The 14,139-nt window shown below is 39.7% G+C and carries 18 protein-coding genes; 17 read left to right on the top strand and 1 reads right to left on the bottom strand.

Features of this window, described 5'->3' with window-relative positions; translation table 11 throughout:
- The first annotated feature begins 5 nt into the window (after positions 1-5).
- The 5 genes from ypeB to rpsA all read left to right on the top strand — a co-directional run bounded on the left by ypeB (position 6) and on the right by rpsA (position 4,271).
- Positions 6-1,355 carry a germination protein YpeB gene (gene ypeB, locus ATG70_RS09075; protein ID WP_098443996.1) on the top strand — a complete coding sequence of 450 codons (1,350 nt, stop codon included), beginning with the start codon at positions 6-8 and terminating at the stop codon, positions 1,353-1,355.
- A gap of 13 nt (positions 1,356-1,368) precedes the next feature.
- Complete coding sequence (locus tag ATG70_RS22475; protein WP_098443995.1) at positions 1,369-1,536, top strand: DUF5359 family protein; 168 nt, start codon at positions 1,369-1,371, stop codon at positions 1,534-1,536.
- A 146-nt stretch (positions 1,537-1,682) separates the two neighbouring features.
- The gene (gene cmk, locus ATG70_RS09065; RefSeq protein ID WP_098443994.1) at positions 1,683-2,354 is read left to right on the top strand and encodes a (d)CMP kinase; all 672 of its coding nucleotides are present in this window, start codon (positions 1,683-1,685) and stop codon (positions 2,352-2,354) included.
- 4 nt (positions 2,355-2,358) lie between these two features.
- A complete protein-coding gene (locus ATG70_RS09060; RefSeq protein WP_098443993.1) occupies positions 2,359-2,943 on the top strand; it encodes a lysophospholipid acyltransferase family protein in 585 nt (194 codons plus the stop codon).
- Between the two features lie 182 nt (positions 2,944-3,125).
- Positions 3,126-4,271 (top strand): 30S ribosomal protein S1, encoded by a 1,146-nt coding sequence (rpsA, locus tag ATG70_RS09055; protein ID WP_098443992.1) that lies wholly within the window; start codon positions 3,126-3,128, stop codon positions 4,269-4,271.
- A 64-nt stretch (positions 4,272-4,335) separates the two neighbouring features.
- Here rpsA and ATG70_RS09050 read toward each other — a convergent pair whose 3' ends face one another.
- Positions 4,336-4,476, bottom strand: coding sequence for a YpzI family protein (locus ATG70_RS09050; RefSeq protein WP_098443991.1), 141 nt, complete (start codon positions 4,474-4,476; stop codon positions 4,336-4,338).
- Positions 4,477-4,599: 123 nt separating this feature from the next.
- Between ATG70_RS09050 and ATG70_RS09045 the strand changes: the two genes are divergently transcribed.
- The 12 genes from ATG70_RS09045 (at position 4,600) to folE (ending at position 14,137) form a co-directional block, all read left to right on the top strand.
- Positions 4,600-5,199 (top strand): YphA family membrane protein, encoded by a 600-nt coding sequence (locus ATG70_RS09045; protein ID WP_098443990.1) that lies wholly within the window; start codon positions 4,600-4,602, stop codon positions 5,197-5,199.
- Entirely contained in the window at positions 5,196-6,086 is an 891-nt protein-coding gene (locus tag ATG70_RS09040; protein WP_098443989.1) for a YIEGIA family protein, read from the top strand. The genes ATG70_RS09045 and ATG70_RS09040 overlap by 4 nt, the downstream gene beginning before the upstream one ends.
- Positions 6,083-6,268 (top strand): capping complex subunit for YIEGIA, encoded by a 186-nt coding sequence (locus tag ATG70_RS09035; protein WP_098443988.1) that lies wholly within the window; start codon positions 6,083-6,085, stop codon positions 6,266-6,268. The genes ATG70_RS09040 and ATG70_RS09035 overlap by 4 nt, the downstream gene beginning before the upstream one ends.
- Positions 6,269-6,464: 196 nt before the next feature.
- A complete protein-coding gene (gene der / locus ATG70_RS09030; RefSeq protein WP_098443987.1) occupies positions 6,465-7,778 on the top strand; it encodes a ribosome biogenesis GTPase Der in 1,314 nt (437 codons plus the stop codon).
- A 50-nt stretch (positions 7,779-7,828) separates the two neighbouring features.
- Positions 7,829-8,428 carry a glycerol-3-phosphate 1-O-acyltransferase PlsY gene (plsY, locus tag ATG70_RS09025; protein WP_098443986.1) on the top strand — a complete coding sequence of 200 codons (600 nt, stop codon included), beginning with the start codon at positions 7,829-7,831 and terminating at the stop codon, positions 8,426-8,428.
- 12 nt (positions 8,429-8,440) lie between these two features.
- Positions 8,441-9,496 carry an NAD(P)H-dependent glycerol-3-phosphate dehydrogenase gene (locus ATG70_RS09020; RefSeq protein ID WP_098443985.1) on the top strand — a complete coding sequence of 352 codons (1,056 nt, stop codon included), beginning with the start codon at positions 8,441-8,443 and terminating at the stop codon, positions 9,494-9,496.
- Between the two features lie 69 nt (positions 9,497-9,565).
- On the top strand, positions 9,566-9,817 hold the full coding sequence (locus tag ATG70_RS09015; protein ID WP_098443984.1) for a stage VI sporulation protein F: 252 nt from the start codon (positions 9,566-9,568) through the stop codon (positions 9,815-9,817).
- A gap of 335 nt (positions 9,818-10,152) precedes the next feature.
- Positions 10,153-10,350 (top strand): DUF2768 domain-containing protein, encoded by a 198-nt coding sequence (locus ATG70_RS09010; protein WP_098443983.1) that lies wholly within the window; start codon positions 10,153-10,155, stop codon positions 10,348-10,350.
- Between the two features lie 31 nt (positions 10,351-10,381).
- Positions 10,382-11,101 carry a hypothetical protein gene (locus ATG70_RS09005; protein WP_098443982.1) on the top strand — a complete coding sequence of 240 codons (720 nt, stop codon included), beginning with the start codon at positions 10,382-10,384 and terminating at the stop codon, positions 11,099-11,101.
- 219 nt (positions 11,102-11,320) lie between these two features.
- Entirely contained in the window at positions 11,321-12,799 is a 1,479-nt protein-coding gene (spoIVA, locus tag ATG70_RS09000; protein WP_098443981.1) for a stage IV sporulation protein A, read from the top strand.
- A gap of 379 nt (positions 12,800-13,178) precedes the next feature.
- Positions 13,179-13,451 carry an HU family DNA-binding protein gene (locus ATG70_RS08995; RefSeq protein WP_048309232.1) on the top strand — a complete coding sequence of 91 codons (273 nt, stop codon included), beginning with the start codon at positions 13,179-13,181 and terminating at the stop codon, positions 13,449-13,451.
- 119 nt (positions 13,452-13,570) lie between these two features.
- Positions 13,571-14,137 carry a GTP cyclohydrolase I FolE gene (gene folE / locus ATG70_RS08990; protein WP_098443980.1) on the top strand — a complete coding sequence of 189 codons (567 nt, stop codon included), beginning with the start codon at positions 13,571-13,573 and terminating at the stop codon, positions 14,135-14,137.
- Positions 14,138-14,139: the final 2 nt, after the last annotated feature.

Below are 14,139 nucleotides of genomic sequence, written 5' to 3'. Positions count from 1 at the left end.
TTTAATTGATTCGCTCAATATTGATTGGTGTACTTGCAGTTGGTGTTGCCGGAACAAGTTATTGGGGATACAAAGAACACCAGGAGAAAAATGCCGTACTTATTAATGCTGAAAATACGTACCAACGAGCATTTCATGATTTGAATTTTCACATGGATGCACTAGAAGAGAAGATTGGATCTACACTCGCAATGAACTCTCGTGGTAGTCTTTCGCCTGCGTTAGCTGAAGTGTGGCGCTTAACTTCAGAAGCTCAAAATGACGTGGGACAGCTTCCTTTAACTCTTATGCCTTTTAACAAGACAGAGGAGTTTTTAACGAATATCGGCTCATTTAGTTACCGAGTAGCTGTTCGAGATCTCGATGAAAACCCCTTATCAGATGAAGAATATGAGACGCTGAAGAATTTGCACAGCCATTCCACGGATATCAAAAATGAATTAAGAAAAGTTCAAGCGATGGTAATCGATCATAATCTTCGCTGGATGGACGTAGAGCTTGCTCTAGCTTCCGAATCCCAGCCTCAAGACAATACAATCATAGATGGATTTAAGACAGTGGATAAGCAAGTGGAAGGGTATAGTGAGGTGAACTGGGGACCTGAAGTGACACAGCTTAATACCAAGAAAGAGAATCTAAATAAAAATATTAAAGGGAAGAAACTTAGTGAAAAAGAAGCCAAACAACAAGTGATTGATTTTCTAGATCTTGATTCAAAAGCCAAAATAGACATAACCAGAACGGGGGATGAATCAAAGTATCAAGCCTATAGTCTTTCAATTGAGAACAAAGACAAAAAATCCTCAACCAATCTTGATGTTACTCAAAAGGGTGCAAAGCCGATCTGGATCCTAATGGATAGGGAAATCGGGGAACAAAAGCTTAGCTTGAATGAAGCCGCAGACCAAGCGAGGGCTTTCTTAAAAGAACATGACATCACAAATATGACCATTTCTGAAAGTAGTCAGTATGATCGGATGGGCGTCTTTACATTTGTGTACCAACAAGATGATGTTGCGATCTATCCTGATGCTGTTCATATTAAGGTGGCGTTAGACAATGGTGATATTACTGGATACGAGTCGCTAGAGTATTTAACGAATCATCATGAAAGACAACTCGAGCCCCCAACATTATCAAGAAACGAAGCATTAGAACAAGTGAATCCCAATGTCCAAGTGATGGACGAAGGGTTGGGCGTCATACAAAATGACCTTGGAGAAGAAGTATTATGTTATGAATTTATGGGTACGATTGAAAATGAAACGTATCGAATTTTTATTAATGTTGAAAATGGACGAGAAGAAAGAGTTGAAAAAATGGACGGTACTGAGATGAATTACGAAACGGCATAAATGGGGTGAAAGAATGGCGAAACTTGAACAAATGTTAATAAAACTGATCGTCATTCAATTTATTTTTCTTATGGCCTCTCAGTTGTTACTGACTCAGGAGGACTTTCGAATTTATCTTAGCAAAGCCATTTATTATGAAGGTGTATTGAAGGATTTGCCTCCTCTGATCAAGCGTCAATAGTGAATAGACCGATAAAATGTCTTATGTTATGATAAATATGACATTTTGGTCGTACAAAGAAAGCAGGATACCCTGCTTTTTTTGTACGTTAAGTTGTCGATTAGATGATTTAATAGGATTGAACGGAATTTGGAGGCAAGAAGAATATGAACAAACGAATAAATATAGCAATTGATGGACCTGCTGGAGCTGGTAAAAGTACTGTAGCAAGAAAAGTAGCCGATCATTTAACATTTCTTTACATTGATACAGGTGCAATGTACCGTGCTTTAACCTTTAAAGCTATTGAAAATAAAGTTGATTTAGAAGACGGCCCTGCGCTTAAAGATTTATTAGATACTACCGTCATTGATCTTCAAGTTGGCGAGAGTGAGCAACTTGTATTGGTTGACCATACCGATGTTACAACGGATATTCGATCTTCACACGTAACCAACAATGTTTCATTCGTTGCAAGACAAAGTGAAGTACGTGAAGAAATGGTGAAGCGACAAAAATTACTCGCAGACCGAGGTGGCGTTGTGATGGATGGTCGTGATATCGGTACACACGTTCTTCCGAAGTCTGAACTTAAAGTATTCTTAATTGCTTCAGTAGAAGAAAGAGCTTCACGACGTTACAAAGAGCTAATTGAAAATGGTATCGAAGCAGATTATGATCAGATAAAAGATGAAATTGCATTAAGAGATAAGCGTGATACTGAGCGAGAAGTAGCCCCTCTCGTTAAAGCAAGCGATGCGATTGAAATTGATACGACCACCATGTCGATCTCAAATGTTGTAGATCATATTTTACAATTAGCGAAAGAAAGGGCATGATGACGTGAGTTTATACGGTGTCGGGAAGGGCTTATTTCACGTTTATTTTAAGCTATTCAATCGAGTTACAGTTGTAGGAAGAGAAAACGTTCCGAAAGATAAGGGAATTCTCCTTTGTTCAAATCATATTAACAACCTTGATCCACCATTAGTAGGTGCGATGTTCCCGAGAGATGTGCATTTCATGGCCAAATCAGAATTGTTCTCTATTCCGATTCTTGGGAAGTTGATTGATAAGGTTGGCGCTTTTCCTGTGAAAAGAGGCATGAGTGATAAACAAGCCCTTAGAAGCGGAATGAAGCTTCTAAAAGATGGCGGCGTTGTTGGTTTATTTCCTGAAGGAACAAGAAGCAAAGATGGAAAGCTAGGAGAGGGTCTATCTGGAGCAGGTTTTTTTGCACTTCGTCCTGAGGTAAGAGTTGTCCCTTGCGCGATTCAGGGCTCTTATAAACCATTTGGTCGCTTGAAAATCGTATATGGAAAACCTGTCGACCTTTCTTCGTTACGTGAAGAACAGGGTGCAGCAAAAAAAGCGACGCAGGCAATCATGAAAGAAATCCAAGATTTGATCGAAATTCATCATAAATAATTCAATATTGTTAAAAAATTTAAATAAATGTGTCAGGATACTTGACAAATCCGTCATTTTTAGTGAAAGTTAGAGGAAAGGGTGCTTAACTTTTCAATAAATTTCTTTCGCTATCAGTGGAAGACTTTTATAAATCATATCGAAAAGTTTTATTTCTTTTGGATTGAAGGAGGAGTTTGTCAATGGGTGAAGAGATGAATCAGGAAATGACTGAGTTCAAATCATTCGAAATTGGAGATGTGGTGACTGGGAAAATCTCCAAAGTCGAAGAGAAACACGCATCAGTTGATGTTGGTTTTAAAGTTGATGGAGTGCTGCCAATCAGCGAACTGTCAAGCCTTCACGTCGAAAAGGTTAGCGACGTGCTCTCAGAAGGTGATGAAATAGAAGTTAAAGTAATCAAAGTTTCTGAAGATGAACTAGTGCTTTCTAAGAAAGCAGTCGAAGCTGATCAAGCATGGGATGCCCTGCAAGACAAGTATGAAAATTCTGTGGCATTCGATGTTGAAATTGCGGACGTGGTTAAGGGTGGTCTTGTAGTTGATCTTGGTGTTCGCGGATTTATTCCCGCTTCCCTTGTAGAAAGACACTACGTTGAAGATTTCTCAGACTACAAAGGTAAAAGCCTGAGTGTGAAAATTGTTGAGTTTGATCCAGAGAAAGCGAAGGTGATTCTATCACATCGCGCCGTTCTTGAACAAGAAGCGGATCATAAAAAACAAGAAACGCTTGCATCTCTTCAAGCAGGACAAGTTGTCGAGGGAACGGTTCAACGATTAACTGATTTTGGCGCATTTGTCGATATCGGTGGAGTTGATGGACTCGTTCACATCTCTCAGATGGCTCACCATCGTGTGGAAACACCGTCTGAAGTTGTAACAGAAGGTCAGCAAGTGAATGTTAAAATTCTCTCTGTTGATCGTGACAACGAAAGAATTTCACTATCCATAAAGGAAACACTTCCAGGACCGTGGGAAGAAGTGAAGGGCAAGCTTAGTACTGGAGATGAAATTGAAGGTACTGTAAAACGTCTAGTTAGCTTTGGCGCATTTGTTGAAGTAGCTCCTGGCGTTGAAGGACTTGTTCACATTTCAGAAATCTCGAACAAACATATTGGTACGCCTCAGGAAGTCCTTTCGGAGGGGGAAACAGTACGAGTGAAAGTGCTCGATGTGAATCTCGATGAAAAGCGAATTTCACTAAGTATAAAAGTTCTAGAGACAGAACAAGTATCAAGCGAAGTTGAAGAATATCAAAAAGAGAGTGATGGAAACGCTCCATTTTCTCTTGGAGATATGATCGGTGATCAGCTAAAGAAATACAAATAATCAAATTAAAAAAGCTCTCTGCATCATGATGCAGAGAGCTTTTTTGTATGCAAAATGTGAATCTTTATCCCTTCTGACCATTTCGCTTTCTAGCATCAGAAGCTCCTTCTAACATGGCTGCTCCTTGATGTTCAAGAGATTGATCACGGTCTGACTCAACTCGTTTTGAGTTTTTCAACTTTTTTTCCTGTCGATCTTTCCCCATTTTTCACCCTCCTTTCAAACGAACCTCTTCTTATAATGAAAAAAAGGTTTAGAAGTTATGCATTTTTAAGTCTATCTATTATGAAAACATCCCATACTGATCATACTGAGAGGAGGAGAAGTAGTGGATGGGATTATATTCGTTTGGTTCGCGTGGATGGGACTGGTTATTGCCGTTTTTTTTCAAAAAGCTTCCTTCAATCGAACGCTGTTAGCATTTGTTTTTTTGCTGGCGATATGCTTAATTCATACAACGGTAGAAACTTTCAATGTTACGGTATCAGCTTTATGGCTGCTTTTACTGGGGATTGGGTATTTCCTTTTAATGAAATATCGTGTTAACACGGTTTACGCAATGATTATTTTGATCATGTTAACAGCAGCATTTACATCGATTCAGCTGTTTGCAATTTATGATCCGGTATTTACTTTTTTGTATACAAGGTGGTCTATCTCAGCAATTCTTCTTGTCATCATTCATTTAACGATTAACGGTACGTTCGAACGCTGCTCTTTTCTAATTCTCAGTATCGTCCACGGTGAAATGATTTTAGGAATGATATTTAATGGGATGGGGTTCGAACGAGTTATTGGAGAGTTAGCCTCGCTGGACATACTGGCTATTTCAGTAATGAGCACAGCTGCATGGTCGGGATTTGTAAAAGTAACGCTTCATCTTGAAAAACTCTTGAAAAAACATCAAGAAAGACGGGGATATTCATGAATGAGTATACAATTTCAATTTTGTTTGGGGTGATCGCAGGTACACTTGCGAGAATTTATATGTTCAGGACTGATTACCGCCAATACCCTACATACCCACATGGGATGATCATCCACCTTGCCCTTGGATTTATTGCCGCATCACTTGGCTCACTCGTCGTTCCTTCCATTATGGAACAAGAATTTACAGCCGTTACCTTTTTAACGCTTGCAGCTTCGCAATTTAGAGAAGTGCGCAATATGGAAAGAAAAACCCTAACTGAAATGGATTCGCTCGAACTCGTTCCGAGAGGGGCTTCGTACATTGAGGGAATAGCCGTTACGTTTGAAGGAAGAAACTACTTAGTTATCTTTATTTCATTTGTCACATCATTTGCCTATTTAGCTATAAACTTATGGGCAGGATTAGTCGCAGCATTTCTTGCGTTTTTAGTAGCAAGAAAGTACATGACTGGAAGTAAATTAGGGAAGATTGCGAACATTGAACAAAAAGAAGTGACATTTGATGGGGCGGGCCTTTATGTTGATAACATTTACATTATGAATATTGGGATTCCAGCAAGACAGCAAGAGATTTTACAACATGGGCTTGGTTTTACAATTTCACCGAAAAATTTTGATGCGCGTATGACAATTGGTAATCTTGGTCAAAGACAAGCGATTCTACATGACCTTGCCATTTCACTCGGTGTCTATCGTGATTCTGGTACTCCAGCCCTTGTGCCATTAATTAAACGCGATCTTGATGATGGACGTATTGGCGTTTTTATTTTACCTCAAAATAAAAATGTTGATCTTGCTATGAAAGTCATTTCAAAAGTTCCGACGCTCGAAAACGCCATACGTATGCCAACGGAAACGAAGGAAAAGGGGAGTGACGAGTCTTGAAAATAGAAAAAGCAATACTGGCAACTGTTACGCGATCAGTAGCAAAAGCCCCTGTTGGAGCTAATATTTTTGTTTGTGACTCTGAAGAAGAAATGGACGGAGTAGCAGCTGATCTTGAAGCCATCCTAGATGGGATTGCTCACAAGTTAAGTAATGGCGTGTATATAATTGTAAAGCATTAGCAAAGTTTAGGAGGGATTGAAAGAAGATTCATTTGATCGTCTGTTGTTCAATGGTTGCTTTTTTGATAAGATATAAAAGCTATCGAAGACTACGCCCTTCTTATAGAGGAGGGTTTTTATCATGAACTCCTGGAAAGTTTGTCCACGACTTTCTGGTTTCAAGCTTAGATAGTCTTTTAGAAAGGGCGTGCATAAAATGACAAAACCAGTTGTCGCAATAGTGGGTCGACCAAATGTTGGGAAATCGACCATTTTTAATCGTATAGTAGGAGAAAGAGTATCGATTGTAGAAGATACTCCAGGAGTAACAAGAGATCGTATTTATAGTACAGGAGAATGGTTAAATCGTGAATTTAATATCATCGATACAGGTGGTATTGAGATCGGTGACGAGCCGTTTCTTTCGCAAATTCGTTACCAGGCAGAAATAGCCATTGACGAAGCTGACGTTATTATATTTATGGTAAATGGACGAGATGGGATCTCAAATGCCGATGAAGAAGTTGCAAAAATTCTTTATCGTTCCAATAAACCAGTGGTATTAGCTGTAAATAAAGTAGATAACCCGGAACAGCAAACGCTTATTTATGATTTCTATGCTCTAGGATTTGGTACTCCATTCGGTATTTCAGGTTCTCATGGTCTGGGATTAGGTGATCTTCTAGATGAAGTGTTTAAGTCTTTCCCTGAAGAACATGAGGAAGAATATGATGAAGGAACGATTAAGTTCTCATTGATCGGCCGTCCAAACGTAGGGAAATCATCACTTGTTAATACAATTCTTGGGGAAGAACGTGTGATAGTAAGTGATATAGCTGGAACGACGCGTGACGCCATTGATTCGATGTTTACGCGCGATGGTCAAGACTATGTCATTATTGATACGGCAGGAATGAGAAAACGAGGAAAGATTTATGAGACGACTGAGAAGTACAGCGTTCTTCGAGCCATGCGTGGGATTGAACGTTCAGACGTTGTTTTAGTCGTTATTGATGGGGAAGAAGGGATCATCGAGCAGGATAAGAAAGTAGCGGGTTATGCTCATGAAGCTGGTAAAGCCGTAGTTATCGTTGTAAACAAATGGGATGCTGTTGAAAAAGATGATAAGACAATGCGTGAATTCGAACAAAAAATTCGCGATCATTTCTTGTTCCTTAGCTATGCACCGATTGTGTTCTTATCTGCGAAAACGAAACAGCGTCTTCACACGTTACTACCTGTTGTGAACACAGTAGCCGAGAACCATGCATTACGTGTGAAAACAAATGTATTGAATGAATTAATTATGGATTCAGTTGCGATGAACCCAACACCGACAGATAATGGGAAACGACTGAAAATTAACTATGCGACGCAAGTGGCTGTAAAGCCGCCTACTATCGTTTTATTTGTTAATGACCCAGAATTGCTTCACTTCTCTTACAAACGCTTCTTAGAGAACCGTATACGTGAGACGTTTGGCTTTAAGGGCACGCCATTACGTATTCTTGCTCGAAGAAAAAGCGAATAATTAACCTTGTTTCGTTCGGGGGACCTTGCTAACTAAAAGGGGGAAATGAGATGATCGCGATCCTGATTTGCATTGCTGCGTACTTGCTCGGTTCAATTAGTTTCAGTTATTTGATTGCAAAATTCGTGAAGAAGATCGATATAAGAGATCACGGGAGCGGCAATGCAGGAGCGACAAATACACTTCGAGTACTCGGGACAGGTCCTGCTATTACTGTCCTGGCTCTTGATGTGATTAAAGGCATACTTGCTGTATGGTTAGGGTATTGGTTCTCTAGTGAACCAATCGTTCCTTTCCTTGCAGGAATATGTGCGATTTTAGGTCATAACTGGCCGATATTTTTTGGGTTTCGAGGCGGAAAAGGTGTGGCAACAACGATTGGAGTATTTGCTACAATTGCGTTCTTACCAGCACTTTATGCTGGGATTATAGCTATCTTTGCGATTGTGATTACGCGATTTGTTTCACTTGGTTCCCTGATCTTTGTTGTGCTAACGCCTGCATTTATATTCTTGCTTGGAGGAAACCCAGCATCTTATATTTTGTTAGGGACGATTCTGGCGATTCTTTCAGTTTGGCGACATCGTACAAATGTGAAACGGTTGTTCACTGGTACTGAAAGCAAGCTCGGTCAAAAGGTCGAGCAGTAAGGAGGAAGTACAATGGCGAAAATTTCAGTGGTAGGTGCAGGAAGCTGGGGAACAGCTCTTGCAATTGTACTAGCAGATAACCAACATGATGTATCATTATGGGCAAGGAGAACAGATCTTGCAGAGGAAGTAAATGAGAAGCAGGAAAATAGTAAATATCTTCCTGGAATTAGTCTACCTGAAGGGATTAAAGCGACTAGTTCACTTGAAGAAAGTGTAAAAGATGCCGAAGCCATCTTGCTTGTTACACCAACGAAAGCGCTTCGAGAAGTTCTTCCTGAAATTAAGACATACTTATCAACACCCGTAACATTCATTCACGCAAGTAAAGGAATTGAACCTGAGACGTCCAAGCGAATTTCTGAAGTGATTGAAGAGGAGATTCCGGAAAACCTAAGAAAATCAGTTGTTGTTTTATCAGGACCTAGTCATGCGGAAGAAGTAAGCCTTCGTCACCCAACAACTGTTACATCTTCTTCTAAATCCATGGCTCAAGCTGAATATGTCCAGGATCTTTTTATTAATTCGAATTTTCGAGTTTATACGAATCATGACATAATTGGTGTTGAACTTGGAGGAGCTTTAAAAAATATCATTGCGCTTGGTGCTGGTTTGTCTGATGGACTTGGATATGGCGACAATGCAAAAGCTGCCCTGATTACAAGAGGCTTAGCTGAAATTGCGCGCCTTGGGGCGGCGATGGGGGCAAACCCGCTTACTTTTATGGGTTTAACAGGTATAGGAGACCTTGTCGTAACGTGTACAAGTGTACATAGCCGTAACTGGCGAGCTGGTAATCTGTTAGGTAAAGGGAATAACCTTGATGAAGTTCTCGAAAATATGGGTATGGTCGTAGAAGGTGTCCGGACGACGAAAGCGGCATATTACCTTGCACAAAAACAGAACGTGGACATGCCAATTACATCCGTGTTATTTGAGGTGCTATTTAATAACAAAGATCCCAAAGATGGCGTAGATCAATTAATGGGACGACTTCGAACCCATGAAACAGAAGATCTTACTTCACTACTTGCTGATCGTTTTGAATTAAATCCTAAAGAACTATAAGCAGCCGAAGCACGAAGTATTCCTCCTTGCATACACTATGTTGAACCTTAATGGTAAGGAGGAAACAGCGTGAGCGATCTGTTCGATAACATAGAAAAGAAAACGAATGTCAAAAAAGAAGACATCTTTAAGTTAGCAAATTCCGTTCAGGGCGCAGATTTTACTGATGAGAAAACAGTGCGTAGATTAATAGCGAATGTTGCACGCGTTGCGAATGTACCTGTCTCAAAAGAAAAAGAAGATCGAATCGTAAAGGCGATCGTCAACAAGAATATGCCGTTCGATTTGTCTGCAATTGCCAAACTTTTTAGTCAAAAATAAAAAATGTGATCAAACTTAGGCTAATCAACGATACCGCCTTCGATGAAAGACCATATACTAATAAGGAACCATCAATGTGCAAAAGCATACTTCTATAAGAAATCCATATAGTCAAAGCTGAAGAAAAGCCCCTTTCTTCAGCTTTTTATTTGTGGATTTGGAAGCGTTATCGAATCTGTTGACTATTAAACGTGATCTTTCTCAAAAAAGAACTGACGGACATATTTAAAAAAGCTACTTTTAAAATGTTAAAACGACTATAGGTAAAAAGGGATAAGATTTGATATAATGATTGGCAGTGTAAGTTAGATTTTGTCATACTAGGGGGATAAATAATGTCACCAGCGTTAATTAAAATGTGGGTAGCGCTTTCTGCACTTGGCTTAATGTTTATTGCTGTTATGGCCATTATGCTAAGCCGCTCGAAGCTGAAAGGTTTTTTTCGAATACTTGTATCGACTTTTGCCTATATGTGTATGTTCGTTGCAGGTGTCCTGATGCTTCTAGTCGTGGTCACTGGTCCTACAAACTAAGCAAGTAAACTTTGATTAAGGAATGAGTGAAATGAAACGATTAGCTACAAAGCTTGTATTATGGACGAGTCTTGTGACTATGCTTTCAGGTTGTTTGTATCCGGAAAGCCAGAAGAACGAGAATCAGATTCCATATACAGATCAAATACAATCTGTTCAAACAGCCGTTGAACAATATCAGGATAACAAGTCAGTTCTTCCAATCAAAACGAGAGATCAGGAAACGCCAATCTATCAAAAGTACCCAATTGATTTCAAGAAATTAGTACCCGCTTTTTTACAGCAAGCACCGGGGAATTCCTTTGAAAATGGAGGGGTATTTCAATATGTTCTAATCAACGTGGAAGAAAACCCTACAGTAAGGTTAATTGATTTACTAATGATTGAAAAAGTAAAAGATCTGCAGCTCCGTATAAATGATTATCGAAGAAAAAAAGATTATCCTCCTTTTAAGGAAGTACTTGCGAAAGATCGTTATTCAATCGATTACGACGCGATGGGTATAGAGGAAGAGATAACGGTAAAGAGCCCGTTTACAAACGATCAACTTCCGTTTTTCCTTGATCAGAATGGTAATGTACATATTGACTACTCAAGCGACCTTACAAAAGCGATTGAAAGTAATCCCGACCATAACTATCAAAACGGTGATGATATCCGTGATTTGTTAGCGAACAATTCGTTCTATGTACCAGTTGCATCTGTTCCGTATACGGTTGAAAATGATAAAGCTGTTTTTTTAGTGAAATAGGTATTTTCCCTTCTCTTTAGCAATACAACTATTAAAAAGAGGAGGGATTTTTTATGAATTTAAACGGTAAGGTAGCCAAAGTTTACTTGTTACATCAAATCCTTTTGCTTTAAGGTGTCATATTTATTGGACAACATCATAGAATGGTAGTGTTCAAGAATGTCTGCGGTCTGGAGTGAATCATTTCGTCCAATGAGGCGGAATTCAGGAGGCGATCACGTGGAGAGAGTAGATATCTTCAAAGATATCGCAGAGCGTACAGGGGGAGATATATACCTTGGAGTCGTAGGTTCTGTTCGAACAGGAAAATCAACGTTTATTAAGAAGTTCATGGAACTTATCGTCTTGCCCAATATGGAAAGCGATGCAGATCGAGCAAGGGCACAAGATGAGCTACCACAAAGTTCTGCAGGCCGGACGATCATGACGACAGAACCTAAATTCGTCCCGAATCATGCTGTTCAAATTCATGTAGAAGATGGCTTAGACGTGAATGTTAGACTTGTTGACTGCGTTGGGTATGCGGTACCTGGAGCAAAAGGGTATGAAGATGAGGATGGACCTCGTATGATCAATACACCCTGGTATGAGGAGCCTATTCCGTTTCAGGAAGCAGCTGAAATTGGTACAAGAAAAGTCATTCAGGAGCATTCCACTCTTGGAGTAGTGATTACAACAGATGGATCTATTGGAGAGATTCCAAGACATGATTATCTCGAATCAGAGGAAAGAGTCGTTGAAGAATTAAAAGAAGTAGGCAAACCGTTTATTATGATTGTCAATTCAGCTCATCCTCACCATCCTCAAACAGAAGCGTTACGTGGAGATCTTTCGAATAAGTATGACATACCAGTCATCTCACTAAGTGTTGAGAGTATGACAGAGCATGATATTAACAATGTGATGAGAGAAGTGCTTTATGAATTTCCAGTATTAGAAGTCAATGTGAACTTGCCTAGTTGGGTAATGGTTCTCCACCAGGATCACTGGTTAAGGCAAAATTATGAAGAATCTGTAAGAGAAACAGTTAAAGATATTAAGCGACTTCGCGATGTTGATCGTGTCGTTGGGCAATTTGAAGAGTTTGAATTTATACAAGATGCTCGCCTTGCTGGAATTGAGATGGGGCAAGGAATAGCAGAAATTGATCTGTATGCACCGGAAGATCTTTATGATCAAATTCTTAAAGAAGTGGTTGGCGTGGAAATTCGAGGCAAAGATCACCTTCTTCAACTTATGCAGGAGTTTGCGTTTGCTAAAGCAGAGTATGACCACGTCTCTGACGCTCTTCGTATGGTAAAACAGACGGGATATGGTATTGCAGCCCCGGCTATTGAAGATATGAGTCTTGATGAGCCAGAAATTATTCGCCAGGGGTCGAGGTTTGGCGTAAGGTTAAAAGCAGTTGCGCCGTCGATCCATATGATAAAAGTAGATGTAGAATCCGAATTTGCTCCAATTATCGGAACAGAAAAGCAAAGCGAAGAGCTTGTACGCTATTTAATGCAAGATTTTGAAGAAGATCCACTTTCGATCTGGAACTCTGATATATTCGGTCGTTCACTAAATTCAATCGTGAGAGAAGGGATTCAGGCAAAACTTGGTTTAATGCCTGAGAATGCTCGTTATAAATTAAAAGAGACGTTAGAGCGCATTATTAACGAAGGATCAGGCGGTTTAATTGCGATTATACTATAACAAAATCGACTCCAATTTATGGAGTCGATTTTTCGCTTTGTAGGTTTAACCATACTTGTATAAGGGGTAATATAGTTTCTACGAGCGGTGTATAAGAACAGAGTTCAGTAAAGCATTAACAAAGCATTAACGGAATTGAATGAATTAACCGACAATGAGGAAAGTGATCGTTAGAGCGTTTACAAATAGTGAATATCGCAGATAATAGGTAAAAAAACACTGAAAAATCGTTGAAATCGACACAAACGTATTGAATTCTTTCGCATCTTCGTATAATATAGGGCTTGCAAACGTACTAAACGTGCATTGCAACGTATAAATATTGGTCATTAAGTGAATGAATGTATTTATCCATCTCTCTTGAGAGGAGGTGAACAGAATGAACAAGACAGATCTAATCAATGCTGTTGCAGAATCTGCAGAGCTTTCTAAAAAAGAAGCGACAAAAGCTGTTGACTCAGTTTTTGATAACATTATGCAATCCTTGCAAGAGGGTGACAAAGTTCAACTAATTGGTTTTGGTAACTTTGAAGTCCGTGAGCGTTCTGCTCGTAAAGGGCGTAATCCTCAAACTGGCGAAGAAATCGAAATCGCTGCAAGTAAGGTTCCTGCATTTAAACCTGGTAAAGCCCTTAAGGATGCAGTTAAGTAAGAAATACATAGGGCAAAAGAAGAGTCGCACATTATGCGGCTCTTCTTTTTTGCTAACTTTTTCTCCATGTGCTAGAATCTTCATAGGTAATATAGGCCCTGAATGGAGGAGTAAGAACAATGTACGAAGTTAATTATGAAAAAATACAAGAAGCAGTGACAATGATCCTTGAAGCAATTGGGGAAGATCCAAAACGCGAAGGATTGTTAGATACTCCTAAACGTGTCGCAAGAATGTACGAAGAAATCTTTCAGGGGCTACATCAAGATCCAAAAGAGCATTTTCAAACCATTTTTGGGGAAGATCACGAAGAGCTTGTCTTAGTGAAAGATATCCCGTTTTATTCAACTTGTGAGCATCATCTCGTTCCTTTCTTTGGAAAGGCGCATGTGGCATACATACCGAAAGGCGGTAAAGTAACAGGACTTAGCAAACTTGCAAGAGCTGTCGAGTCTGTTACAAAGCGCCCTCAACTTCAAGAGCGAATTACATCGACAATAGCGAATTCAATGGTGGATACACTTGAACCTCACGGCGTGATGGTTGTCGTAGAAGCTGAGCATATGTGTATGACGATGAGAGGCGTTAAAAAGCCTGGATCATCAACCGTAACGTCAGCAGTTAGAGGTGTGTTTGAGAATGACACAGCTGCACGAGCTGAAGTGCTTGGGTTGATTAAAGGCTAAAC

This window comes from Bacillus sp. es.036, from assembly GCF_002563635.1.
GTDB lineage: Bacteria > Bacillota > Bacilli > Bacillales > Guptibacillaceae > Guptibacillus.
The sequence above is the reverse complement of the archived record's forward strand: the minus strand, read 5'-3'. Positions and strand labels throughout refer to the sequence as shown.

Excerpts from the sequence above, each read along its gene's own strand:
- ATG70_RS22475 (WP_098443995.1), top strand. The coding sequence starts at position 1,369 with ATGGCGAAACTTGAACAAATGTTAATAAAACTGATCGTCATTCAATTT.
- cmk (WP_098443994.1), top strand. The coding sequence starts at position 1,683 with ATGAACAAACGAATAAATATAGCAATTGATGGACCTGCTGGAGCTGGT.
- rpsA (WP_098443992.1), top strand. The coding sequence starts at position 3,126 with ATGGGTGAAGAGATGAATCAGGAAATGACTGAGTTCAAATCATTCGAA.
- ATG70_RS09050 (WP_098443991.1), bottom strand. The coding sequence starts at position 4,476 with ATGGGGAAAGATCGACAGGAAAAAAAGTTGAAAAACTCAAAACGAGTT.
- ATG70_RS09040 (WP_098443989.1), top strand. The coding sequence starts at position 5,196 with ATGAATGAGTATACAATTTCAATTTTGTTTGGGGTGATCGCAGGTACA.
- der (WP_098443987.1), top strand. The coding sequence starts at position 6,465 with ATGACAAAACCAGTTGTCGCAATAGTGGGTCGACCAAATGTTGGGAAA.
- plsY (WP_098443986.1), top strand. The coding sequence starts at position 7,829 with ATGATCGCGATCCTGATTTGCATTGCTGCGTACTTGCTCGGTTCAATT.
- ATG70_RS09020 (WP_098443985.1), top strand. The coding sequence starts at position 8,441 with ATGGCGAAAATTTCAGTGGTAGGTGCAGGAAGCTGGGGAACAGCTCTT.
- ATG70_RS09010 (WP_098443983.1), top strand. The coding sequence starts at position 10,153 with ATGTCACCAGCGTTAATTAAAATGTGGGTAGCGCTTTCTGCACTTGGC.
- ATG70_RS09005 (WP_098443982.1), top strand. The coding sequence starts at position 10,382 with ATGAAACGATTAGCTACAAAGCTTGTATTATGGACGAGTCTTGTGACT.
- ATG70_RS08995 (WP_048309232.1), top strand. The coding sequence starts at position 13,179 with ATGAACAAGACAGATCTAATCAATGCTGTTGCAGAATCTGCAGAGCTT.
- folE (WP_098443980.1), top strand. The coding sequence starts at position 13,571 with ATGTACGAAGTTAATTATGAAAAAATACAAGAAGCAGTGACAATGATC.